Here is a 24,567-nt window from a genome sequence, read left to right on the forward strand (position 1 = left end):
TAGGCAATAAAAAACCCGCAACATGTGCGGGTTTTTTTAAAGAGTTAAAGAGCTAATTACTTAGCAGCTTTTTTCTCTTTTTCTGCAGCGATTACTGTATCAGCAACGTTTTGCGGACATGCAGCGTAGTGTGAGAACTCCATAGAGAACTGACCACGACCAGATGTCATTGTACGTAGTGTACCGATGTAACCGAACATTTCTGATAACGGTACGTCAGCTTTAATACGGCTGCCTGTTAAACCAGCTTCTTGGTCTTTCATCATGCCACGACGACGGTTAAGGTCACCGATTACGTCACCAACGTGATCTTCTGGAGTGAACACGTCAACATTCATGATTGGCTCAAGAAGTTGTGCGCCCGCTTTAGGGATCGATTGACGGAAAGCGCCTTTAGCAGCGATTTCGAACGCGATTGCAGATGAATCCACGGCATGGAAACCACCGTCGAAAAGTTCAATTTCAACGTCAAGTACAGGGAAGCCAGCTAGAACACCAGTACCCATCATTGACTTGAAGCCTTTCTCAACTGCAGGCCAGAATTCTTTAGGTACGTTACCACCAACAACTGATGATTTAAACGTGAAACCTGAAGCAACTTCGCCTGGCTTGATGCGGTAGTCGATTTTACCGAACTGACCAGAACCACCAGATTGTTTCTTATGCGTGTAGCTATCTTCAATTTCTTTAGTGATAGTTTCACGGTAAGCAACTTGTGGTTGACCAACAATAAGGTCTACGCCGTAAGTACGCTTAAGAATATCTACTTTGATATCTAAGTGAAGCTCACCCATACCTTTAAGGATAGTCTCGCCTGAATCTTCATCAGTCTCAACTTGGAAAGATGGATCTTCTGCAACCATTTTACCGATAGCAACACCCATTTTCTCATTACCGCCTTTATCTTTAGGCTGTACAGCAATCGAGATTACTGGAGTTGGGAATACCATTGGCTCAAGTGTTACTGGGTGCTTAGGATCACATAGAGTGTGACCAGTTTGCACGTTTTTCATACCTACGATAGCAATGATGTCACCAGCTTGCGCGCTAGTTAATTCGTTACGATCATCTGCTTGCATCTCAACCATACGGCCAACACGCTCAGTTTTACCAGTAAACGAGTTAAGGATAGTGTCACCCTTGTTTAGTTTACCTGAGTAAATACGTACGAATGTTAATGCACCAAAACGGTCATCCATTATTTTGAATGCTAACGCTTTGAAAGGTTCGTCAGTAGATACTACTGCGAACTCGCCATTTTCGTTACCTTCTTCATCCATAAGAGGTTGAGGATCAACTTCTGTAGGACATGGTAAGTAATCAACAACAGCGTCAAGAATAAGCTGCATACCTTTGTTCTTAAACGCAGAACCACAGTATGTTGGGAAGAAAGCAAGGTCACGAGTACCTTTACGGATACAACGTTTGATGTCTTCTAAAGAAGGTGCTTCACCTTCCATGTAAGCTTCAAGTAGTGCATCGTCTTGCTCAAGGGCAGTTTCAACAAGCATTTCATAATACTCGTCAGTTTTATCTACCATGTCTGCAGGAATGTCTGTGATTTCGTAGTTTTCAGGAAGACCAGTGTCATCCCAAACGTATGCTTTTTTAGTTAAAACATCTACAACACCAACAAACTCATCTTCAATACCAATTGGTAAAGTCATGATTAGTGGAGTTGCGCCAAGTACTTTACGTACTTGCTCAGTTACACGGTAAAAATCAGCACCCATACGGTCTAATTTATTTACGAAGATAATACGTGCAACTTCTGAATCATTAGCATAACGCCAGTTAGTTTCTGATTGTGGTTCAACACCACCAGAACCACAGAACACACCGATGCCGCCATCTAGTACTTTAAGTGAACGGTAAACTTCAACTGTGAAGTCAACGTGTCCAGGAGTATCGATAACGTTAAAACGGTGATCTTTCCAGAAACAGCTTACAGCCGCAGACTGAATAGTAATACCGCGCTCAGCTTCTTGTTCCATGAAGTCAGTAGTAGATTCACCATCATGAACCTCACCAGTTTTATGGATTTGACCAGTAAGCTTTAGGATACGCTCAGTAGTCGTGGTCTTACCCGCATCAACGTGCGCGAAAATACCAATGTTTCTGTACTTCGATAAATCTGCCATTAATTTTGCTCTTAATAAAGTCGATAAATTATTCCGCAGGAGTATAACATCACTTAAAGCGAACATCACCATACAAGCCGCTTAAAATGCAATCAATTCAACATATTTTTTTTATCGTCAGAATCTATTAAATATCAAACATAACAAAAAAAACGTAAGGCATTGAAATAAATGAAATTTAATATTTAAGCCTTAGGTACAAAAAGTTACTTCGCTATTTTATAGCAACGTTCAGGGCGGCCAATACTGCCATAACTTTGATCCGCTGTTAACTTACCTGATTCAAGCAAATACTCCAAGTAACGGCGTGCTGTAGAGCGACTAACACCAACCAAATCGCCCATTTGCTGAGCGGTAAATGCAGTGGTTGCGTGCTCTACAAAAGCATCATGTATTTTTTGCAGGGTAAGTTGATCGACCCCTTTTGGTAAACGAACAGACGTGTTGGTTTGCTGCTTTGAACCAAATAACGTATCAACCATTGACTGCGTTACTTCACTTGCATCAGAAAAACATTGCTGACGTGATTCAAAACGTGCGAGTGCTTGATCAAGTCGGTTTAACATTAATGGTTTTACTAAAAAGTCGCATGCGCCTAACTGCATTGCTTTTTCAAGGGTTTCGACCTCTTTTGCAGCAGTGAGCAGCATAACCTCACTTTTAATCGTTCGACGTCGTAAGTCGGTCAATAAATCAAGTCCGTTACCATCAGGTAAATGTATATCGAGTAAAATCAAATCGGGTTCAATTGCATGCAGTAAGGCTGTTGCCGTGCTTAAATTACCTGCAATGCCCACTACCTGATACTGTGCTTGCCTTAAACTTTGCTTTGGCGTTTGACTACCTGCGACACCATTTGGTAATAACAAGTACTGCGCTAATAGCTGTGCTACCTCTACTTCGTCTTCAATTATTACTACTGAATACGTCATGTTTAATGCTCTTATTATTTTGGAATGTAAACACTTAGTCTTGCACCAAGTAGGTCTGACTCACCAATTTCTAACGTGCCACCGCATGAGTCTAAATTTGTTTTTACTAAATATAAACCAATACCATGCTCTGCTCCTGATTTAGAGCTGTACTGAGGGGTAAAAATAACATCATGGTCAGAACCTAACCCAAAGCCTGTATCTTCTACATCAAATAAGAGAGTTTGGCTGGTTTCATCAACGGTTACCCGTACTTTTGCAGAGCGAGAGTTCGATGACCTAATAGCAGCCTCAATCGCATTATCTATAAGGTTACCTAAAATAGATACAACTCGCTCGAGCATATCTTTACGTGCAATAACACCAAGTAGGCTGTCGGGGTTAAGCTCAAGCGCAACATTTAATTCTCTTGCTTTATGATATTTACCCACCAACAAACCAGCAAGCACAGGGTCTTGTATGCGCTCTAACAAGTTATGAATTTGTGCCTGAGAGCCCTGGCTTTCTTGCCCTATTATTTCTATAGCTTGTTCGTTTTTGCCCATTTGCACTAACGCACCAATTAAGTTGAGCTTATTAGAATAGTCATGAGTTTGTACCCTTAAAAGCTCTGCAAAAGCCTGAACTTTAGTAAGTTGTTGGCTTAAATACTCAAGTTCATCAGAGGGGCGCATACTCAGTAAAATACCATCCGCCTGCCCTTGCACTTGCAAAGAAAATCTCGATAATATAAGGCGTTTATCGGCGGCAAATAATTCAAAACCCACTATTTTACGTCGCTGATTACGCAATAAAAATTCTGCATGTTCAGGTAATAAATCGTTTAAGCTGAGGTTCTGATTAATAATTGAAGTTGGTTTATCTAATATTTCGCAGGCGCGTTGATTGAGTTTTCGTACTTTTCCGTCCGGGTCGAGTGCAATAATACCGCTGCGTACCGTATTTAAAATTGCATCTTGTTCTGAAAACAAACGTGCAATTTCATCTGGCTGCAGGCCAAAAATAGCATTTCTGACACGCTGTCCAATATAAATAGCCGCCAGTATACTTAAACCTACAAGTATTAAGCCCCATATTAAAATTTCACTACTGCGAGAGAGAATAAGCGGATCGATTGATTGTACTAAAAAACCAACCGATACAACGCCTATTATTTCATTATTACCTGCGTACACCGGCACTTTGCCACGAATTGATTCACCTAAGCTACCATGGGCCACCGAAATATAGCGTTCACCTTTTAATGCAGCTTGGCTATCGCCTCCGACCATTTTTTTGCCAATTTTATCTTCATCTGGATGCACAATACGAAGCGCATTTTCATCGCCAACAACAATAAAATCAGCACCTACAAGCTGTCGTAAATCTTCAATTTGCATGTTAATAGCGGTTAAGTCATTAGGTATTTTCAGTGCATTAATTACATCAGCACGTGTGGCAATACTGCTTGCTACAGCTAATGCTTTATCACCAATATGGTTATGTAAGCTTTGCGCTGTAAGTTGATACACCAACGCGCCAAATAATAAAGCCTGCAATACACACAATCCTGTTACCCAAATAATTAATCGTGTTTCTAATCGCTTAGGTTTTATGGCCATGTTTTGCAATGGATTTAGCTTGTTGGTGTTTTTCATTTCATTCTCAATTATGCATTTACTTTGTCTGCACGGCGTTGCATTAAATAATCTTTTAACGGAAACAACAGCACTAAAATTGAAATTACAAATATGCTCAATGTTAGCGGACGATCCCATAAAAAGCTTAATGAGCCATCAGAAATCATCATTGAACGACGGAAGTTTCGCTCAATCATATCTCCTAATATAAAACCTAATAATAATGGTGCCATAGGAAATGACAGTAATCGCAATACTAGCGCAACCACCGCAAATCCTACCATCATAAATAAGTCGAAGGTATTGAAGGACACTAAGTAAACACCAATTAAGCTAAAGAACAATATCATCACGGTGAGTACCGACTTAGGCATTGCTAATACTTTTGCAAAGTAAGGAATAAGCGGCAAATTTAAAATAAGCAGTACAATATTACCAAAGTACATACTTACAATAACCGCCCAAAATACACTTGGGTTTTCTTGCATAAGCATTGGACCTGGTTGAATGCCGTAAGCAATCAAAGCACCTAGCATAATTGCCGTAGTACCTGAGCCCGGAATACCAAGCGTTAACAGTGGAACAAACGATCCTGTACACGCCGCATTATTTGCCGACTCTGGCGCAGCTAAACCACGTAATGAGCCTTTACCAAACTTTTCTTTCAAACCTTTTGGCGCTAAATTTCGCTCTGTTGCATAAGCCATAAAGCTTGCAATAGTTGCACCAGCACCCGGTAACACCCCCACTATAAAACCTAAAATAGACGAGCGACCAATCACTGGTGCTATCTCTTTAATCTCGGCTTTACTTAACTTGGTTGAACCTATTTGCGGTGTGTCTGAGTCATTAATGTTTTTAGCATCTTTTTTCTCTGGTTTTACAACATTTACAAGCGCCTCGGCTAATGCAAACGTTGCCATAGCAACCAGTAAAAAGCTTATTCCGTCGAGTAAATCAGGTTGCCCAAAGGTAAATCGGTCAGTCCCTGATGATGGATCAATACCAACCGTTGCTAGCATCAAGCCAAACACAGTCATCATCATTGCTTTTAAAAATTGCCCTTTATTTGAAAATGCTGCAATAGCTGTTAAGCCTAAAAACATCAACACAACATAATCAGGGGATTGAAAACTCAATGACACTTTTGCTAATAAAGGTGCAGCTACCATTAATAATATGGCGCCAATCGTTCCGCCTATAAAGGAGGAATAAGCAGCAATTGCCAATGCTTTACCTGCGTGCCCTTGTTTAGCAAGCGGGTAGCCATCAAAGGAGGAAGCTACCGTACCCGCCACGCCAGGCGCATTAATTAAAATAGATGACGTAGAGCCACCAAAAATAGCGCCGTAATAAACACCCGCCATTAAAATCATGCCCGAATCGGCGCCAATGCTGTAAGTAATTGGGATCATCAAGGCAATTGCGGTAATTGGCCCCAATCCTGGTAACATACCTATAAAAGTACCTACCAAGCAGCCAGCTATAACGTACATTAAATTATTAAAGTCGAGCACGGTCGACAAACCAAGCATAATTCCATCAAACATAACTTAACTCCACAAATCGCCCGGAACCAAGTAAATACCTAATACTTGAGTCATCAAAAACCAAAAAACCACCGCAACCGGTATCGATGCAAATAGCAAAATTCCCTTACGTCTTTCGCCCATCACAAAAAAGCCCGCAAGCAAAAACGCACTAGTAGAAATTAAAAAACCAATTGGCTCCAGTGCCGCGCTATAAATTACCATTAATATTAATAAACCAAAGGTGCGCAGTACGTGTGACTTTTCAAGAACATCATCAGTATTAGTTTTCTCTCTTGGTTTAAGCAATGTTGAACCAATAGAAAGTAAGCACACCACAATACCAAACCCGGCATATACTTTAGGAAGTGTCGCTGAGGTAACCGTTTCGTATTCTTCAAACGGTAGTAGCGGAATTTGCCATGCAACCACAGCGTATAAAGTAAATAGCGCCAAGAATAAACTTGGCCCTATTAATTCTCGATTCGTCATTTTAAAACCTCGATTACGGCAATGTGCGGATAAAGCCAAGCTCTTCCATTACAGCTCTAAGCTGCACTTCTTGTGCTTCTAGTGACTTAATAAACTCATCTTTTTCTTGAAAAAGATTTAGCCAACCGTTACGAGCTCGTACAGCTTCCCACTCAGGTGTACTTTGCAACTCACGTAGTTTTTTTGTGTACTGTGCTAACTTTTCAGCGGGTAAATTAGGCGCAGCAAAAAGACCACGCCAATTAACAAATTCCATATCGTAACCTAGTGACTTAAGTGTGGGTATTTTTGGGTAATCAGGTAAGGGCTCACCCGATGTAACCGCTAAAATACGTGCTTGACCACCGTTAGCTACTTCAAGCGCTTCACTTAAGCCAGTAGAAAGTAAATTCACTTCGCCTGAAAGCAACCCAGCCTTAGCTTTACCGCCTGCATCGTAAGGAATATAACGTAGGCGTCGACCATCTATACCCGCAGCTTTAACTGCTTGAGCCGCCACTAAGTGATCCATACTGCCGCGAGCAGAACCGCCCGCTACTTTTACCGAACTTGGATCTTCTTTTATTGATTTAATAACATCCTCCCAAGTTTTAAATGGAGAATCGTTACGCACTACAAACGCGCCATAATCTGCAATCATACTGGCTACAGGTGTTAAATCGCGATAGCTATAAGGAATTCGGCCACTTAACGCGCGCAATACGATAGGCGTTGAGTTAACCATTAAAATATCGCCCTTTTTAGTGCCCGACTCAATTAAATACGCAATAGCACGACCGCCTCCACCACCAGACATATTTTGAAAAGATGCATTATTTTCAATGCCCGACTTAACTAACCCTTCGCCTATACCACGGGCTGTTGTATCCCAACCACCACCAGGTCCGCCAGGGATTAAAAAGTGAGTGTCGGCCATTGCCATTGGGCTACTAAGTACTAACGATGCTGCAAATATGGTCGTTTGTAATGATTTAAATAATTTCATTGTGTGTCCCTTTAAAATAAATACTGCATACGTGCACTAAAGCCCATACCAGAGTCTTCGTCGCCAACCAGCGCAGTAGTACCGGCACCTTCTACATCGCTGTAAATTAGATTACCCATAAACTTAATATCACTACTTACGTAATAAGATGTACCTAATGTATAAGTTGTCGCTTTTGTGCCTTGTAAGCTACTTGTAGCATCTACTTCTGAAACACGTGCCACCAACTCCCATGCATCTTTAATATTTTTAGGTTGTACAAATAATGCAGAGCTCGCTTTGTATTGGCGCTGTTCTCCACCTAAAAAGTAACTTGCCGATACATGAAAACCATCAAAGCGCTCGCCATCTAAAAAATCAGCACTATTAGCGGCATCAAGTGAGCGGCTTGCATATTCAGCCTCAAGTGTTAAAGAATCCGCCTGATAAGCAAACTCAAGACCGGTTTGCGATAAACTATCAAGTGGGCTTGTTACACCACCAGCAGCATAATCAACAAGGCGAGTATTAGTCTCGCGCACTTCACCACGCGCAAAACGTGCGCCTAATTCATTGCCACCCATATCGCGATATGAATGCCACACGCCTAAATGAATTACATCGCCAGGTGATGCACTCGACCATGTAGCACGCCCAGTAATAGCAAGAGTAAGCTTGTCGTTTTCATCGCTACCTGTTGCACCAAATGCATCATTTTTATAAACGCCTATCGCGTAACGAAAGCCTGAGTCTTTAAAATATTGATAGGCAGAAGCGCCCCAACGAAAAAATGGGGAGAAAGTATTGGCAAGCGAACTACGCTCAATTGTATTAATGTGCTTTGAACTGGTTAATGCATTTAGCGATATATCTTCGCGAATTTTACCTGCTTTAACTTTAAGTCCGTTATCAAACGCATAACGAACACGCGCCATCACTATTTCAGCAGTGCCTTCGGCAAACTCGAGTAACAACTTGTGATCCCAATTTCCGTGCTCACTTTCAACGTAAGTACGAATACGACGAGGGAAAAAATTGCTCCCGCCAGAGCCCTCGTTATCAGCATTGTAAGCACCATCAAAATAGTTGTAGTCGAGCTGAACCCGTCCACCAAACTCTAAATTAAAACCACTGGTTGTTTTTAATGCACTTACTTCTTTTTGTAACGCATCTAATTGCTCTTGTAGTTTTTGCGTATCGTTATCGGCTAAAACGGATGTACTTGCTAATGCAGCAGCAACTGCCAAAGCGAGTTGTGTGTTACTTGCTTTCATTATTTTCTCCACGCTTGTGTATGTATTTATTGTCAGGTAGATAAGCGACGACAAACTGCTATCTAACTCGCAGCTTATTGTTAACGTGAAATTAACTAAATATTTAGAAGGTAAGGTGCATTGATGATCGTTATGTGCTTTTTGCTCATAAAGCTCATGAACAAAAAGAGCAAAAACAGTTACTGTTATATTTTGATTTATAAACACTTTTAAAGGTTTGAATGATTACCGTACGAATAAATAGATAGGATTTTTGCAGCTCTAACAAAGCCCACAATAAAGTAGGCTTAGCTAATTATGATTTAGCAATACAACTAAAAAATTATTTTAGGAACATTTGAGGGGGGTTAAGCGTTTCGCACTTACCATAGCAGTTTATTTATATACTATTAATTAACTGCTCAACAATGAATTTGTTAACATCTCATTGTCAAAAAAGCCTAAATTTGGTACATTATTCCTTCAATAGTATTTATAAAAACAACTATAAGACCCTACAATGAAATGGAACTTCCTTCGACTCAGCTCTTGGCTAATTGCACTTACCTTATTAATTTTCTCTCATAGTATTTTTGCGCAGCAATATAAAATAGATAAACCAGCTAATTGGGTTAATACACATATTATTGAGCAACCCAAGCATTCCGACATAACCAAGGTACGTGACGGCACACTTTATTTGTTACTTGATAACCAATCCTATATACCGAGCAGACAAAAACAGCAACGCTATACGCGTTTGGTTATGAAAGCTTTAAATCAAAGTGGTGTTGATTATATAAGCCAGCTTAATCTTGATTTTGATCCAAGTTACGAGTCGCTAACATTAAACAGCTTAACGATTATCAGAAATAATGAGCGCATTGATAAGCTTGGTAGCGCGAGAATGACGGTTATACAAGGTGAATCTGAATTAGCTGATCGTATTTATAATGGTAGCTTATCACTCAATATTATTATTGATGATATGCGCAGTGGCGACATACTCGATTACAGCTACACAGTGATAGGTAGCAACCCTATATATGCTAATAAATTTAGTACAAGACGCACGCTAAACTGGTCGGTACCCGTAGTGCAACAGAATATGCGTGTACTTTGGGGTAAACAAACACCTTTACATATTAATACAATAAACGGCGCAGCTGATATTCAAGAAACGCTTAATAAATATGGCAAAGATTATTCTATAACTCTTTTTGAAGAACCTTTACTGGAGCAGAATTCTCAAACCCCAACGTGGTACGACCCATATACACAAGTTTACTTTTCTGAGTTTGACGATTGGGGTCAGGTAGTTAACTGGGCATATCCGCTTTATCAATCAGCCATAGAAACCCCAAATAGCATTTTGGATATAGCTGAAAAAATAAAAGCAAAACACACAAAAACATCAGATAAAATTGCCGCAGCACTGCGCTTTAGCCAAGACGAAGTTCGATATTTAGGGCTTGAAATGGGCACTAACTCGCATCAACCAACGTCAGCTTCAGAAACGCTTTCGCTACGATACGGAGATTGTAAAGATAAAACAGTACTGCTTATTTCGTTATTAAAAGCGATGGATATAGAGGCCTTCCCCGCGCTAGTTGATACAGAAGAAACCAAACGTTTAAAAGAACTCCCACCTTCTGCAAGTGTATTTAATCACGTAATTGTTACGCTTAAACAAAACGGAAAACGCTACTGGCTCGATCCTACGGTTAGCTACCAACGGGGTACTCTCGAATACTTAGCACAGCCTGATTATGGCTATGCCCTAATTATTGATAAAGGTGAAACCACTTTAACCTCAATGGCGCAAAAACCTGTACATACAAATGTATCTGTAGAAGATAACTTTTTTATTGCTGAAAAAGTATCTGAGCCATCACGTTTTGAAACCCAGTACACTTATGCTGAATTTGAAGCAATTAACCGAAGAAGCAATATAGCCAGCAGTGGTCTAAATAGCGTTGCTAAATCTTATTTCGAGTATTACCAAGGCTTTTTAAATGGTCTATCAATCAATGAAGCAATGACTATTAGTGAACAAGAACAAACGGGTAAACTAATAACCAAAGAATCGTATTTAATTAGTGAATTTTGGGAAAAAACAGACGAAGGCTACGAAGCTAGTTTTTACGCGAATGAAATACAAAATAGCGTTTACGAACCAAAGCAGGTAAATCGCACCGACCCACTCTACTTTGGCTACCCCAATATAATTAACACCACAATAAAACTACATTTTGCAGAAAAAGGTTGGGGATTTGATAGCGATCAACAAGAAATTGATAACGACTACTTCAACCTAAAAACAACTACTGAATTTAATGATAACGTTTTAACACTGAGTTATGAATATTACGCAAAACAAGATCATATTAAAGCCGCTCAAATAGATGATTATTTAGCACAGCGTAAAAAGTTAATATCAGCAACCCATTACCCTATTCTAAAATACGCGGAAACGACCGAAACACCTCAAACAACAGCTGATGTGCTAGATAGCTTTGGTTATAGCTGGCTTAAATATGTGTTGGCTGGCTATATTTTAGTACTCATATTCTTTTTCGCCGATTGGCGATTAGAGTCAGCAAAAAAAGTGAAATTTGAAGATAGTCCATTTTATGCAGTATCTGTAAGTAAGTTTATTATTTACAGTATTTTAAGTTTAGGCATATTTGTTAATTATTGGAGTTATCGTAACTTTAAAGCCATTAAAGAGCGCGATAACTCAAGTATTATGCCTATTGCTCGAGGTATATTTGCGTTTTTATGGTATTACCCTTTGTATCTCGCACTTGCAGAGCACAGCCAACAACAGTTAAACAAAAATAGAGTAATGCCTAACTGGACTGCCTTAACACTCTGGCTAATGATACTCGCCAGCGTCTTTGCTTATCGTATGGACGAATACGCAACCATAGTGATTTGTATAATGCCATTTTTATGGTTGCCTCTAGTTAGTTACATTGAACAAACCGATACAAGTAAAGAAGCCCTACATTACAACTCGTACTGGCGAATTAGACAGTATTTAATCTCGCTTGCGTTTGCACCTCTATTATTTTTAGGCGTACTTCAAGAAGTAAATATTTTACCCAATGCCGCAATTATAAAAGGCGATAGTTTATGGTCTTACCAAGTACACTTTTTAAAACGTAATCGCCTAACACCTGAAAACGAAGAAATACTTTATTTTTATAGCGATGCAGTATTTGATTACCGAGAAGACGGTAACGGAATAACCGAGAACTATATTTTTAGCTATTACAAAAATGACCAAGGAGAACTTGAATCAGATCTTAGTCACTTTAAAGACATAGAAAAAATAGAAACCACATACGGTAAAACCAAACTTGATAATACAAGTATTAAAGTAATAAAAACTGACGGTAGTGATTTTTTGCTTATTGTAGGACGTTTTAACAAACAAGATAAAGTACTCGTAAAGCAAATTAATTTACGTATAACAGCCAATAAATTACAGTAATTTGACTAAGCTTAATTTAATGCATATTATTGTTTTGTTCATAAAACAAACAGCCGTGAGCGATATTGGATATAATCATCGAGGGAAATAATATGATCAAATTAATAGCTAAATCTATAATACTGAGTACGTTGCTGTCAGCCCCGTGCTTTGCTGAAAGTAGCAATACAACAAATTCTTTAAACAGTAAGAATCAAGTGACTGCTAATTTTGCAGTTGACTACTCTCAATACAATACTGTTTTAGAAGCCTCTGTTCTTGAATTGGCTCGTTCAGATAGATCGTACATTTCCTATGATGAAAATGAGCAAGGTCCTAACCTCGGAAGTAACCGAGCGACTGATGCAGAAGCAAACCGCTTTTATTATGAGCAATTTATTGATGATCCAGAATTAACAAAATCAATTGCAGCTATACAAAGTAATCTTCTTAGTTATTTAGCAAATAACCAACTTAGTAAATTAAGTAATGAAGAACAAACTGCATTTTGGCTGAATCTACATAATGTAGCAGTAATAAATGAATTAGCTCAGCGCTACCCAAAAGACACAAATAGTTTATCTTATGACGTGGCTGATAAAAGCAGCTTCTTTTACAAAAAGCTATTCACATATAACGGACAAGAACTTAGTTTAGATGACATTGAATACAAAATATTAATGCCATTAAATAAAAATAACCTTCTTGTAATGTATGGCTTATATAAAGGCTATATCGGTTCACCAAATATTAGAACTCAGGCATACACCGCTAATAACTTAATGCCTTCATTAATTGATAACGCTCAAGAATTTATTAATTCAAATAGAGGCACTAATTACAGCAGTAACCTTCTTAATGTATCGACCATGTATAAAGATAAAAAAGCATATTTTAATGACTTTAATAATGATTTACTTGCTCACCTGAGTTTGTATGCAGATAACGATTTACTCAATAAGTTAAAAAATAAAAAAACAGCTCTTTTTACCATCGATAATTATGACATTACTGATGTAACAGGTCCTAAGCACCGAGACTCTTACGATATTATTATTAGTAATTGGGATAAAGCATTACTGATCCCTCAGCATAGCTTTCCTCGCTTAAACAATCTTAATATTCCAGCTAAGCGAATCGTTATTCTTAGAGAGTTACAAAGAAAAAATGATTTGTTAAAAACAAACGTAAGTGGTGAAAACGCCTACTACGCTAATAACCAATAGTATAATACCAATTAAAAATGCGCAGTAAATGAAGTAACCCCAATAGTTGGACCTACCAATTACTGGGTTTTTTTTATGTCTAAACATTATAGAGCATTCACATTAAAGCTCGCTAAACTTTTCCAAAGACACAGCCTTAAGACTCTAAGCTTAAAATACAAACGAAAACCTCTCTCCTGCATTAATCGATTAGCTCTAATAAATAAAAATCACTATTAGATATATCGAATTAAAGCTCTACTGATTAGTCAAACAGCTTAGATTATTATTCTTTTTCATACTTAACATTAGCTTACAAAACAAACAAAGAGATAATAGGAATTATTTGCATTTAGATGTTGACAGACAGTTAGATCTAACTGATAATCAATATCAACAAGACGGATTGCATACCACTTGTTAAGGAATGAATTGATTTGTTTCTCGACCCTGAAACAACGTGTGGCGCACGTAAACAGCTATGGTTACTTGTTATGAACCGCAACGCCCCTTGATGTTGATGATGAGTAACCGCCCTACTATTTTACTTGCTACATTGCTCATATCGGTGACGGTAGATATGAAACTAAAAAAGCCCTTACGGGCTTTTTTTATGTCTGTAATTTAGTAAAACTAAATCTCTTTAATTAAATAACCTGAACTCTGGTTAAATATTAACGACGGTTTTTACGAGCTCGCGCTCGGCGTTGAAGCTTTTCTTCTTCTTTAGCTGCTTTTTTAGCTTCTGCAGCGGCGCGTAAACCAGCAACCATTACTTCTTCTTCCTCACGCATTTGCGGAGTTTCCATAGTAATACGGCCAATAATACCGTCGCGTAATTCGTTGATTAGTATTTCAGACATTTTATATGTGTCTATTTGATTACCACCACGAATACAGCCGCGTTTTTTACCTGCCATTTCAACAAATTCCCAATCACTTTCTGGTAATTCGTCTATTTTATAACGCGCTTTTAAAAGCTCAGGGTATGCACGCAATAAGTACTCAGCTGTGTAACTTGCTACTTCTTCATACTCAAGCGCCGTATCACGAATGGCACCGGTAGCGCCTAAACGATAACCTGAGTTTTCATTCTCTACTTTTGGCCAAAGCATACCTGGCGTATCGTAAAGCATAATACCGTCTTCAAGCTTAATGCGTTGTTGTGCTTTGGTTACCGCAGGTTCATTACCTGTTTTTGCAACTATACGTCCAGCCAGTACATTAATTAACGTAGATTTACCCACGTTAGGAATACCCATTATCATGGCTTTAATTTGCTTATCTGCACCCACTTTATGCGGCACTAACTTTTTACAAAGCTCATTTATACGACTTACTTCAGCTGCTTTATCATGTCCAAAAGAAATCGCTTTAACACCATTTTCTTGCTCAAAATAATCTTTCCAGATTTGAGTCATTTTAGGATCAGCTAAATCAGCTTTGTTCAAAATTTTGATGACCGGCTTACCTTCACGCAAGGTTGCCACCATCGGGTTTTCACTACTGTAGGGAATGCGCGCATCAAGCACTTCAATGATCACATCCATTTGTGGCATTATTTCTTTAATTTCATTGCGGGCTTTATTCATATGCCCAGGGAACCACTGGATAGCCATTTTTAACTCCTAACGTATAATTAACCGCTATTTTAACTGGCAATTCATTTAATTGCGCTATACTGACGCAAATTTTTTCAGATTAGTTGTTATGGCTCTTAAATCCACCATTATGAAAGTGCAGTTATCGCTTAGCGATATGGACCGCCACGTTTATCAAGATTTTAATTTAACCTTGGCTCAACACCCATCAGAGACCGATCAACGGTTGATGATTCGCTTACTCGCTTTTGCGCTAAATAGCTGTGATGGTTTAGAATTTACTAAAGGATTAAGCGCTGATGATGAGCCTGAACTTTGGCATGTAAGCTATAGTGAAGAAATAGAACTATGGATTGAACTTGGCTTACCAGATGAAAAACGCCTTAAAAAAGCCTGTAATAAATCTAAAAAAGTGGTGCTATATACTTACGGTGAAAACAATCAAGCAATTTGGTGGCAAAAACACCAACCTAAATTGTATGAATTTAAAAATCTAAGTATTTTTAGCCTTGATTATGCAGCAACACAAGCACTTGCTGCTTTGGTTGATCGTGGAATTAAGCTCGCCATTACCATTCAAGATGGTGAAGTATGGGTAAATACCGATACAACCAATATTGAAATAAAACCGCTACAGTTAATGTAATTACGGTAGTTATACCAATTGCATTAAATTAGTTATCTATTATAGCGACAAATAAATAAGTCGATAACAAGGCGAAAATTATGACATATAGTTGTTCTATATAAATAATTTTTAACGCAGGTAGCGGATTATTTAATACGCTAGAATGATCATGTTTTTAATAAAATTGGTATTAGGGAGCATATGAAAGTTAAACACGTTATTGTTTTACATGGCTTGTATATGTCTGGCTTTGTTATGCGCCCACTTTGTTCACGACTTGAAGAATCGGGGATGACGGTATTAAACATTACCTATAATACGCTCGACCCTCACCGCGATACCATATTTGCACAAATTGATGAGTGTATTTCTAACGAACCTGCAGCGCTTGTATGCCACTCAATGGGAGGGCTTATTGCACGTGCTTACCTAGAGGCAAACTCCCCTGCTAGCCAGAATGTTACGAAGGTAATTACACTGGGTACTCCACATAAAGGCAGCCATATAGCGCAAAAAATGAAACAAAAAGGGTTTGAATCATTTTTAAAAAATAGTGTTGAATTTTTACTCACTAAAAATGGTAATTGGCCTTTTAAAGCTAAGCTTTACAGTATTGCGGGCGATTTACCTATTGGGCTTATGCCCTTAATAGTCAAAGGTAGCCAGTCAGATGGCACTGTATTACTAGATGAAACCAAACTTAAAGGTATGGCCGAACATAAAGTGTTTCATTTAAGCCATACCAGTATGATTTACTCGCGCCAAGTACTCGATTACATTTTAAAGTGCTTAAACGAGAAAGATTAATCCTCAGCATTGGCTGCTATTTTATAACTAATTAAAAATACCACTGCCAATATAAGCGGAATCGGCGCCGCAATGTAGCCAAAAAAATCTGAGTTCGCAAAGCTTGCACCCGCCAAGTGCGCTACTAACCCAAGTACAAATGCGATGACTGCAATTCCTACCACTATTAACTCTGCTTTATTTTGTTTCGCTGTTTTTGCATGCATGTTATCTCTCCTAATTATTTCGACAACATTATTATGCGCCGTTAGGGTGGATGATTTTTGACCTGCATCAATAAAAAAATAGCTAAGTTATTACCTTGAATAAAGTTTGTTTTAGATCATGATTTATATACTTTTGAGGTTTATTTACTTTTGAGGGGTAGTATTTTTATTAATCAGACCCACTTCTATTAATAGTCTAAAGTGAATATAGGTATCAAAAACAGCTAATAGGTTAAAACTATTAACTAGATACATTTAAACGATTTTACTAATTTATCGAAATTAGTAATACTTATCACAAGTTCACAAACAAACGGTTATTCAGGAGCAAGTTATGTCACATGTAAACGCAATTGGTCTAAACAGCGCAAAAAGCGAAGACATCATAAAGTCACTCAATACATTATTGAGTAGCTACCAGATTCAATACATGAACGCGCGTGGCTTTCACTGGAATATTAAAGGCCGTAACTTTTTTGAACTACACGTTAAGTTTGAAGAAATTTATAACTTACTACTTCTAAAAGTAGATGAAGTTGCAGAACGTATTTTAACGTTAGATGGCGCACCTCTACATGCATTTTCTGATTACCTTGAAGTAAGTAAAATTAAAGAAGCTAAAGGTATTAGTGATGGCGTTACAGCCGTAGAAAACCTACTTGCTGGTTACAGCACATTAATTCACATGCAGCGTGATATTTTAAGCCAAGCTGGTGATGCAGACGATGAAGGTACAGCCTCACTAATGAGCGATTACATCTCAGAGCAAGAAAAACTGGTTTGGATGCTAAAGGCTTACTTAGACTAAACCAGCAAAAAAAAAGCCCTCAATGAAGAGGGCCACAAATAGGGATAAATCGTTAAATAATCAAGCGATTCGGTTACTATATTAGTCTCCCCCCAATACTAAACAACGCCCCTGTTACCAGTGGCGTTGTTTTTGGTTTAAGTGGGCACAATGCTCATATATTGGGATAAACAATGTATAAGCATTACTGCTCTTATTATTTTTTCCAATAAAAAAGCCCCAGCGATACTGAGGCTTTGTGAACGTAACTAATTAAGTAACTATATTAGTGTCGTTATTGTTGGTTAGAATTTACTTCTAAAACCTATGTAGAATGATTGACCAATTGGGTCGTACGTACCAGCATCAGTTTCAGTACCAGTACTTGAACCGCTCACACCCGATAAAATGCGTGGTGGCTCTTTATCAAATAAGTTACTTGCACCAGCGTAAAGCTCTGTTGAATCACTGATATGGTAACTTGCTTGAACATCATGATACGTTACTGAACCAATCCCTACTCCACCTGGAGCAATACCAAAACCACTTAAGAATTGATCATCAAAGTCTGCAGCGCCAATGTAAGTTAAGCTCCAGTTAAAATCAAAGTCGTTAAGTTTATAACCAAAGTTCCAGTTAGCTTTATGCTCTGATGCACCAATTTCTCCAGCAAACTCATCTTTATCAGCGCCTGGAAGTGGAATGCTATAACCATCGATTAGGTAAGTATAAGCAAGGCGAGTTCTAAACGCACCTGGACCAATATCAGTAGAGTACGTTAGTGTTAAATCAACACCTTCTGTACCTAAACCACCACTGTTAGATACACCACTGTCGATAAATTCTAGTGAACCAGCACTATTATTACCTGATGGCGCACTACGACGAGTTACAAAGTCACAAAAGCTTGTATCGCCGCCGCCATAACATTGGTCAAGAATAAACTGACGAGGTGTTGATACGATTGCATCTGTAATTTCGATATCAAAGTAATCAAGCGTAATGTCTAGTCCTGATATTAGGTTTTCTGGTGTAAATACTAAACCTACTGTTACAGAGTCACCAACTTCTTCTTTTAAATCTTGGTTACCACGGTTAAAACCACTAATGCCTTGTAAGTCAGACTGGTTAAGCGTGAACTCACCATTTGAAGCGATATTCGTTGTAACACCACCATCTGTTCGACAAGCATCACCAGCAGCACCACCGCCACTATTAGTAACACCTAAACATGGATCGTTTAAACCACTTGGGAAAGTTTGTGAAGGCGGAGAAAATAGTTCATCGATATTTGGAGCACGTGTTGAACGAGCACGAGTAGCACGTAAACGTAAGCTATCCATTACTTCCCAATCAACACCCACATTCCAACTTTCAGTGCTACCTACAGTTGAATAATCAGATAAACGAACTGCTGCATTCATCGTTACAGAATCAAGCACTGGGATATTTGCTTCTACATAATACTCAGTTACATCAAACGAGCCTTCTGTTGCTGGGATTGCATTACCCGCATTAAGACCTGCTTGCTGTAGTGCATCAAATTCACTGCGTGAAAATTCTTCGCGGTATTCAAAACCAGCTGCAATACCTACCGTACCTGCTGGTAAATCAAATAAATCACCTGAAATATTACCACCAATGATTTCTTGCTCAACCGACGTTGAAAGTGAGCTAGGTGCACTTACAAAATCAATAGCACCTTGCGATAACGAATTAAAACCATAAATGTCTACTGGCGCACAATTAAAGCCACGTGCTGTCGCATCGATACAAATAGCCTCATCAGTAATACCATCACCATCTAAATCTTGGCTATCGATCACAGCTTCTAAACCTTGACGGAAGCTTTGTACGTTGACTAAACCACCAGAAACTTGTTGCTCTTTTGTTTTACCATATACGTAGTAAGTATCGTAAAACCAACCATCTGCTATTTCACCTTGAAAACCAAGTGCTAAACGGAATGTATCACGCTCTGCTCGTGCTCCACGGTTACCGATATCACTTAAGCGCTTTGCAAAAAAGATATCACGCATACCATCACCGTCGGTGTCGGTTGCTGCGTTATATATATCATCAGGTACAAATGCGTTACGCAATATTTCACCGTTTACATTAAATTCAATTGGTACCTGGCCATTTGCATAAATGTCGTCAGAGGCAAAAGGAAATGGCTCTAATTCAGAAACGGTTGTTGTTGCAGCGTAAGTGCCTTCATAAAAAAAGCTATGCTTGTCGCTTAACTCGTAGCTACCATTTGAGGCAAATAAGTAACGTTCTGTAGGTATTGCTATTGTACGTACACCGCTTCGGTTAAAACCATTTGCAGCTACGCCATCGCCGCCATTAGTACTAAATGAGTTTTGTAGGTTGTTTGCATCATTAAACGTAAATGTTTCATCCCCAGCGCTAAAACGACCTTGTGGTGGAAATGAAGATAAAAACGGGCTTACTGCATCAAATACAGAACCTGGATTTGCTACTGGATCATCTTCGAAGAAAATACCTGAAAATTGGTCTACCGCTGAGCGATCACGGTCACGTGAGAAAACAGCGCCTTGATCAGAGTAACCAAGGTGAAACATTGCGTGTCCTTTACCATCTGAGCTTGATAAGCCTGAGGTAAAGTTAAATTGGCGTGACTCATCATCACCTTCACTCGATTCACCGTACTGACCATCAAACTCAACGCCTTCAAAGTCATCTTTTAAAACAAAGTTAACTACACCAGCAACAGCGTCAGAGCCATAAACAGATGAAGCACCACCTGTCATAATTTCAACACGTTCAATAAATTGGCTCGGAATAGTGTTTAAATCGACAGCAGAGCTACCTGGTACACCTGATACATAACGACGACCGTTAACTAATACCAATGTACGGTTAGAACCTAAATTACGTAAATCTACAGTCGCAACACCTGCACTCGCTGTACTAAAGTTTGAGTTAGTACGACTGATTGCCGGTGAACCAAATGCTGGATTATCTAGTAGTAAATCTTGAATATTTAATGAACCAGATGCGTCGATTGCTGTGCTATCTACAACTTGAATAGGCGCTGATGACATCGCCTCAGCTGAACGAATGCGAGAGCCTGTAACTTGTACACGTTCTATTTTAGTAATTTCGTCATCTTCTGCAGCCACACCTTGAAATGAAATGCTTGCAAGTATCGCGCTGCTTAGCGCAACTGTTAACGACGATTTTTTAAATAATCGCGCGCTACCTTTGTTAGTTAATGTCATATAATTCCCCTGAATTGTTATTTTTGTAACTAAATAGTTACTTCGCGGATTACAGTAAGGGGATTTATTTAAACACTCTACGTACGTTATTTATTAGGCGTAATCTTTGGTATGAATAGCTAGTTTGATGGGACGAATTAGTACGTCACAATTATTTTATAAATATATTGTACTTTTCATAACAGTTTTTCCGCTAAGCACGGTCTTTATTATTATATACAGCAAGAGATATAAAATAATGGTCGCTTCTTTTCATGCATTAACTTTTGTTAGTAACACTAAGTTTGCAACATTTTTAACAAAGCGCGTGCAAGAGCACCGACACTTTGAATCTCAATCTTTTATTCAGGCAAACAGATTAGATCAGATAGATACAGATCAATACAACGTACTGTTTTACGAACTAACTAATCTGGCTGACCCTATGCAAATAGTGCATTTAACTGAGCTTGCTAAAAAGCTTAAGTTAGTCATTATTGCCCAGTCGGGTCATTTTGCGAGTTTTGCTTTTGAAGTTGGCGCTGTTGATTTTTTAATAGTAGATTCAACTGCACCACGTATCGATAAATGCTTTGATAAACTGATTCACCTTTGCCCGATTGCAAGCGCGGCCGAACGTCAATATCAACAAAGCACACAAACCGAAAAACCATCATCACATATCGTAGTTAAAGATGTAGGTAAGGTAAGGCTAATTGATATAAAAGATATTATTTGGATTAATGGTGCGGGCAATTATGTAGAGCTGCATTTTACCCAAGGTAGTACACCGGTATTACACCGCGAAACCATGAAAAATATTGAACAGCAGCTAGAACCAGAAGGGTTTATTCGTATTCATCGCTCAACGCTGGTAAGAAAACAAGCTATCTGCGAACTGATGCCTACTGACAGTGGCGATTATAAAGTCAGACTTAAAAACGATATGTGCTTAAACCTTTCAAGGCGCTATAAAGGGTGTTTAGAGAGTATTATAAGCCCTCTTCAGTAGCGGTTTATAATACTCATATTAATTACCAGTTCTGTTTTATATAACTATCACTTGGATGCACTAATAAATAGCTTTCAGTATCTTTATAAAAATTAACTTCTACATCGCTATTTTTCCATACTTTTTCAAACATGTTTTTAGCTATGATATTAATGTTTATATAGTCAACTCGTTGATAGCCACGTTCTTTTACACCCGCAAAATAGGCCTCTAACGAATCAAGACTATCTAAAGTTAACAGTTCAAACTCTTTTAAGTTAACAATCACAAACTTAATCGTATTTTCAGGGTGAGTGCTCAATTCTTGAATAACACCATTAGTTAATGATGTTATACCTTCATTGTTAAAGCTCCCCTTCAATTTTAAATACATATGAGGGGGCTGTGAACAAATCTGAAATTCGCCATGTGCTCCAAACATAAATTACCTTATATATATCAACGTCTATATATAGAGTAATACAATTTTCCGATTTTGCAGTTAATTTAACAGCGCAATAAAAAAGGTCATTTCGAGGGCTTTTTCTTCTAAGCTTTTAAAACGACCTGATGCACCGCCATGACCTGCATCCATATCGGTTTTAAATACTAAAATATTACTGTCTGTTTTAAGTTCACGCATTTTTGCAACCCACTTCATAGGCTCCCAATACTGTACTTGTGAGTCATGAAGACCGGTAGTAACGAGTATGTTCGGGTAGTTTTGTGCGCTAATATTGTCATAAGGCGAGTAAGCTTCTATCACATCATAAAATTGAGGCTCATTTGGATTACCCCATTCATCGTATTCATTTGTTGTGAGTGGAATACTTTCATCAAGCATTGTGGTTAATACGTCTAAAAATGGTACATGACAGCCAACACCGCAATATAACTCTGGTGCCTGGTTTACAACCGCCCCCATTAATAGGCCACCGGCACTGCCGCCTGAGGCAAACACCTTATTGCTATCACAATAACCTTGATCAACAAGCGCTTTTGTCACATCAATAAAGTCACTAAAGCTATTTTGTTTATGCTCTTTTTTACCTTGCTCATACCATTCGCGACCTAGCATTTCAGAGCCTCGAACATGCGCAATAACATAAACAAAGCCACGATCGAGTAAGCTCAGTGACGAACTAGAAAAACTAGGATCAATCGTATAGCCATAGGCGCCATAGCCGTATTGAAATAACGGATTTGTGCCATCTTTTTTAAAGCTGTCTTTTCGATAAACAACAGATACAGGTACTTTAACTCCGTCGCGAGCAGTTACCATTAATCGCTCCGACTGATAGTCATCGGCATTAAAACTACCGAGTACTTTTTGCTGTTTAAGTAGTGTTTTTTCGCCAGTTGCTAAATCAACATCATATAAAGAGCCTGGTGTTGTTAAACTTGAGTAATAAATACGCGCAGTGCGTGTGTCTGGCTCTGGGTTCATTGCTATTGCAGCATAATAACAAGGATCGGCAAACTCAAGTACCATACGATCCCCTAACCTATTAACAACTACAAATCGAGCTTGCCCTTGCTCGCGTTCACTCAATACTAAAAAGTCATTAAATAACTCTACACCTTCAAGCAGTACATTTTCTCTGTGAGCTGTATGCTCAAACCATTGTGTTTTATCAGCAATCGTTTCGTTTGTTGCCGTCATTAATCTAAAGTTTTTAGCTTGCCAGTTGGTCACAATATAAAATGTGTCACCTAGCTTATCTACGTCAAACTCGTGGCCATCTTCACGCGGCATTAATGCTTTAAATTCGTCAGTGGGCTTATTAGCATCAAGCACCCATGTATCGTTGGTCTCTGTCGATGCTAAATCAATAATAATTAAGCCTTCGTCGCGACTTTTACCAAGCCCCATAAAAAAGCTGCTGTCTTGCTCTTCGTAAACCATTACATCTTGGCTTTGCTCGCTGCCAAGCTCATGCCTAAATACTTGGTATCCTAGTAGCGTTTTTAAATCTTTTTTTACATAAAAAACAGTTTTATTGTCGTTAGCCCAAACAACCTGCCCTTCTGTATTTTCAAGTACATCAGGTAGCATTTCATCGGTCGTTAAGCTTTTAAAGCGAACATTATAAATACGACGCCCTTCAGTATCTTCAGAGTAAGCCATAAGCTGCTCGCATGGGCTTAGTGCGACTTCTCCTAGCTCAAAAAACTCAAATCCCTCAGCTAATATATTCACATCGAGTAAAAGCTCTTTATTATCAGCCTTTATGCTCGTGCTTCTATAATGGCGAGAGTACTCATCATCACCACGAACTTCTGAGTGATACCAGTATTTCCCGTCTTTAACGGGTACCGAGTTATCGTCTTTTACAATGCGTGCTTTTAACTCTTCAAAAAGTGTATTTTGGAGTGGCTTCATTGCAGCTAACTGTTCATCACAATATGCATTTTCAGCATGTAAATGTGCAAGTACTTGCTCATCCTGACGATCGTCATCACGCATCCAATAGTAATTATCAGTGCGTATTTTATTATGAGTACTTAATGTATGGGCTTGCTGTTTAGCAATCGGGAAATTAGGTAATAAACTTAAAGAGTAGTCAGGACGAGACACAACAAAACCAATTAAAAAAATAATGTGATTTGCAGTTTATCATAAAAATAAAAAAGCCCATCCAATAGTTGGGTGGGCTAAAACGGTAAACGCTTCATTACTAAAACCGCTATACCTTTGGGAAGATAA

At 38.6% G+C, this 24,567-nt stretch carries 18 protein-coding genes; 6 read left to right on the forward strand and 12 right to left on the reverse strand.

Going from position 1 to position 24,567, the window contains the following annotated elements:
- Positions 1-56: 56 nt before the first annotated feature.
- The 7 genes from fusA to L659_RS0102385 form a co-directional block, all read right to left on the reverse strand.
- Positions 57-2,141, reverse strand: a complete 2,085-nt coding sequence (gene fusA / locus L659_RS0102355; RefSeq protein WP_010554859.1) for an elongation factor G — start codon at positions 2,139-2,141, stop codon at positions 57-59.
- A 206-nt stretch (positions 2,142-2,347) separates the two neighbouring features.
- On the reverse strand, positions 2,348-3,073 hold the full coding sequence (locus L659_RS0102360; protein ID WP_024589479.1) for a response regulator: 726 nt from the start codon (positions 3,071-3,073) through the stop codon (positions 2,348-2,350).
- 14 nt (positions 3,074-3,087) lie between these two features.
- Positions 3,088-4,710 carry an ATP-binding protein gene (locus L659_RS0102365; protein ID WP_024589480.1) on the reverse strand — a complete coding sequence of 541 codons (1,623 nt, stop codon included), beginning with the start codon at positions 4,708-4,710 and terminating at the stop codon, positions 3,088-3,090.
- An 11-nt stretch (positions 4,711-4,721) separates the two neighbouring features.
- Positions 4,722-6,242: a tripartite tricarboxylate transporter permease gene (locus tag L659_RS0102370; RefSeq protein ID WP_008136529.1), complete on the reverse strand. Its 1,521-nt coding sequence runs from the start codon at positions 6,240-6,242 to the stop codon at positions 4,722-4,724.
- 3 nt (positions 6,243-6,245) lie between these two features.
- The gene (locus L659_RS0102375; RefSeq protein ID WP_008136528.1) at positions 6,246-6,713 is read right to left on the reverse strand and encodes a tripartite tricarboxylate transporter TctB family protein; all 468 of its coding nucleotides are present in this window, start codon (positions 6,711-6,713) and stop codon (positions 6,246-6,248) included.
- Between the two features lie 13 nt (positions 6,714-6,726).
- The gene (locus tag L659_RS0102380; RefSeq protein WP_024589481.1) at positions 6,727-7,698 is read right to left on the reverse strand and encodes a Bug family tripartite tricarboxylate transporter substrate binding protein; all 972 of its coding nucleotides are present in this window, start codon (positions 7,696-7,698) and stop codon (positions 6,727-6,729) included.
- Positions 7,699-7,709: 11 nt separating this feature from the next.
- Positions 7,710-8,951 (reverse strand): OprO/OprP family phosphate-selective porin, encoded by a 1,242-nt coding sequence (locus L659_RS0102385; RefSeq protein WP_024589482.1) that lies wholly within the window; start codon positions 8,949-8,951, stop codon positions 7,710-7,712.
- A 499-nt stretch (positions 8,952-9,450) separates the two neighbouring features.
- Here L659_RS0102385 and L659_RS0102390 point away from each other — a divergent pair, with 499 nt between their 5' ends.
- Positions 9,451-12,429 (forward strand): DUF3857 domain-containing transglutaminase family protein, encoded by a 2,979-nt coding sequence (locus L659_RS0102390; protein ID WP_024589483.1) that lies wholly within the window; start codon positions 9,451-9,453, stop codon positions 12,427-12,429.
- Positions 12,430-12,521: 92 nt separating this feature from the next.
- Complete coding sequence (locus L659_RS0102395; protein WP_024589484.1) at positions 12,522-13,634, forward strand: DUF547 domain-containing protein; 1,113 nt, start codon at positions 12,522-12,524, stop codon at positions 13,632-13,634.
- A gap of 653 nt (positions 13,635-14,287) precedes the next feature.
- On the opposite strand, the gene ylqF is transcribed toward L659_RS0102395, so the two are convergent.
- Positions 14,288-15,232, reverse strand: coding sequence for a ribosome biogenesis GTPase YlqF (ylqF, locus tag L659_RS0102400; protein ID WP_024589485.1), 945 nt, complete (start codon positions 15,230-15,232; stop codon positions 14,288-14,290).
- 91 nt (positions 15,233-15,323) lie between these two features.
- On the opposite strand from ylqF, the gene L659_RS0102405 reads away from it, so the two are divergent.
- Both L659_RS0102405 and L659_RS0102410 read left to right on the forward strand, forming a co-directional pair.
- Positions 15,324-15,860 (forward strand): YaeQ family protein, encoded by a 537-nt coding sequence (locus tag L659_RS0102405; RefSeq protein ID WP_024589486.1) that lies wholly within the window; start codon positions 15,324-15,326, stop codon positions 15,858-15,860.
- 183 nt (positions 15,861-16,043) lie between these two features.
- Entirely contained in the window at positions 16,044-16,649 is a 606-nt protein-coding gene (locus L659_RS0102410; protein ID WP_010554854.1) for an alpha/beta fold hydrolase, read from the forward strand.
- On the opposite strand, the gene L659_RS0102415 is transcribed toward L659_RS0102410, so the two are convergent.
- Positions 16,646-16,855: a hypothetical protein gene (locus L659_RS0102415; RefSeq protein ID WP_007579816.1), complete on the reverse strand. Its 210-nt coding sequence runs from the start codon at positions 16,853-16,855 to the stop codon at positions 16,646-16,648. The genes L659_RS0102410 and L659_RS0102415 overlap by 4 nt on opposite strands.
- A 334-nt stretch (positions 16,856-17,189) precedes the next feature.
- Between L659_RS0102415 and L659_RS0102420 the strand changes: the two genes are divergently transcribed.
- Positions 17,190-17,663 carry a Dps family protein gene (locus tag L659_RS0102420; RefSeq protein WP_004334993.1) on the forward strand — a complete coding sequence of 158 codons (474 nt, stop codon included), beginning with the start codon at positions 17,190-17,192 and terminating at the stop codon, positions 17,661-17,663.
- A 284-nt stretch (positions 17,664-17,947) separates the two neighbouring features.
- Here L659_RS0102420 and L659_RS0102425 read toward each other — a convergent pair whose 3' ends face one another.
- Positions 17,948-20,890, reverse strand: a complete 2,943-nt coding sequence (locus L659_RS0102425) for a TonB-dependent receptor domain-containing protein (protein WP_024589487.1) — start codon at positions 20,888-20,890, stop codon at positions 17,948-17,950.
- Between the two features lie 238 nt (positions 20,891-21,128).
- Here L659_RS0102425 and L659_RS0102430 point away from each other — a divergent pair, with 238 nt between their 5' ends.
- Complete coding sequence (locus L659_RS0102430) at positions 21,129-21,881, forward strand: LytR/AlgR family response regulator transcription factor (RefSeq protein ID WP_007579810.1); 753 nt, start codon at positions 21,129-21,131, stop codon at positions 21,879-21,881.
- Between the two features lie 22 nt (positions 21,882-21,903).
- Here the strand turns inward: L659_RS0102430 and L659_RS0102435 are convergent, their stop codons facing one another.
- Entirely contained in the window at positions 21,904-22,302 is a 399-nt protein-coding gene (locus tag L659_RS0102435; RefSeq protein ID WP_007579808.1) for a hypothetical protein, read from the reverse strand.
- A gap of 60 nt (positions 22,303-22,362) precedes the next feature.
- Positions 22,363-24,438 (reverse strand): S9 family peptidase, encoded by a 2,076-nt coding sequence (locus tag L659_RS0102440; RefSeq protein ID WP_024589488.1) that lies wholly within the window; start codon positions 24,436-24,438, stop codon positions 22,363-22,365.
- Between the last annotated feature and the right edge of the window lie 129 nt (positions 24,439-24,567).

Origin of the sequence: Pseudoalteromonas sp. S8-8 (genome assembly GCF_000497875.1) — a bacterium.
Taxonomy (GTDB): Bacteria; Pseudomonadota; Gammaproteobacteria; order Enterobacterales; family Alteromonadaceae; genus Pseudoalteromonas; species Pseudoalteromonas arctica.